The following is a 1,760-nucleotide window of genomic DNA, read 5'->3' on the forward strand; positions in this document are numbered from 1 at the left end:
GAAGAACGGGTTGCGTTCGAATATGAATTGCTCCGCCGGTGGTGCTGTGGTGTTTCGCCAAGGATCAAGCGTTGGCAGCTTAGGATTCTCCGGCCGGTACGTACGTGACATTTTGATATGTAGGTCAGCCCACTTCTTCACCCGCTGTTCCTGCATCAAAGCGGAAAGCCTGAATTGGTCCTGATATTCCTTGTGGAACTGCTTGAGATAGGCTGAAGGCCCGACGAGGACCAACGGCTGGGGCCCGGCGAGATTTGGCAGGAAATCCGGATTTGGCTTGTCCCAGGAGTAACGGATGGTCCATTCATCGAGAACTTCAAAGCGCGGCAGATTTCCATCGACACGCAACACCATGGAGCCGCCGCCAGGTGTTAGATCCTTATTGAGCAGGACGTCCTCCCACCAATAGCGAAAATCATCGACGGTAAATGGAGACCCGTCCGACCATTTGTGGCCTTCGCGGAGCGTGAAAGTGAACACGGTGTCGTTTTCGGACTGAAAGCTCTCAAGAATATCAGGCTGGAAAACCAGACGTTCGTCATAGCCAATCAGCCGCGCATAACCGTAAATGGTCATGAACCGTATATCTTTGGCGCTGCCGATGATCGTGCGGACCGTTCCGCCATATTGCCCGGGGGTTCGTCCCATTTCCTTGAGGCGCACAATCCGCGGCCGCTTTGGCAATCGTTGGGGAAGGGGAGGTAAACTGCGCGCCCGCAATTGATCCGCAAGATAATCCGGCTCAATATCGCGGTCGGCAGCACTTGCCAGCCTCGGCAGCACCGCGCAACCCAGAGCACCGAGGCCGAAAGTACCAAGGACAGTGCGGCGCGTTACCACGAACGTAACTCCCTTGCATCGGCATTGCGGCGCGCCAGGACGAGATGGCCGCCACCAAGATCGGCTGGAGCTAGTGTCTCACTGTCGCCATCACCGGCGAACTGAGCACCCCAAGAGTGTTGGTCCGAAGCGCCACCCATTTTCAATGTTTCGAAGTCAAGCGGCCTGTCCAGATCGGGAAAAGGCACAGCCGCCAGCAGCGAGCGAGTGTAGGGATGAACAGGGTCACGAAGTATTATTTCTCGCGGTGCTATCTCGACAATCCTTCCTCCACACATGACGGCAATACGGTCCGCCATATAGTCGACAACGGCAAGGTTGTGGGAAATGAACAGATAAGTGAGCCCGAGTTCCTTCTGCAGGTCCTTGAGAAGATTGAGGATCTGCGCCTGAACTGAAACGTCCAGCGCTGAGACGGGTTCGTCGCAAATCAGCAGTTGCGGCCCGAGCGCAAGAGCACGGGCGATACCTATGCGCTGGCGCTGACCGCCGGAAAAACTGTGTGGATAGCGGTTGAGATAGCGCTGGTCGAGGCCGATGGCCTGCATTAGCGCGCGCACCTTCTCCAGACGGTAAGCATTGTCGCCAAGTCCATGGATCTCCAGCGGTTCGCTAAGGATGTTCTGCACTGTCATGCGCGGTGAGAGCGATGAGACCGGATCCTGGAACACCATCTGGATGCGGGTGCGCAACTCCATAAGCTCGTCGCCCTCCGCCTTGAGAACATCGATCTTGCCCCTGCCGTCATCAAAGGTGACGGAGCCGCTGTCGGGTGTGATAGCGCGCATCAATATTTTGCTGACCGTGGTTTTGCCGCTGCCGCTCTCGCCGACAAGACCGAGGCATTCGCCGCGCCTGATATCGAAGCTGATGCCGTCCACCGCTTTGACCAAGGTCTTATCCTGCTTGCCAAACAGGCC

At 56.8% G+C, this 1,760-nt stretch carries 2 protein-coding genes; both read right to left on the bottom strand.

What is annotated here, in order from left to right:
* Positions 1 to 840 (bottom strand): ABC transporter substrate-binding protein (locus ACXJ5O_RS25880; RefSeq protein WP_457302406.1); only part of this gene is annotated, 840 nt, incomplete at its 3' end.
* On the bottom strand, positions 834 to 1,760 hold a 927-nt coding region (locus ACXJ5O_RS25885; protein ID WP_457302407.1), incomplete at its 5' end, for an ABC transporter ATP-binding protein. The genes ACXJ5O_RS25885 and ACXJ5O_RS25880, both read right to left, overlap by 7 nt.

It is taken from the genome of Phyllobacterium sp. P5_D12, assembly GCF_054049495.1.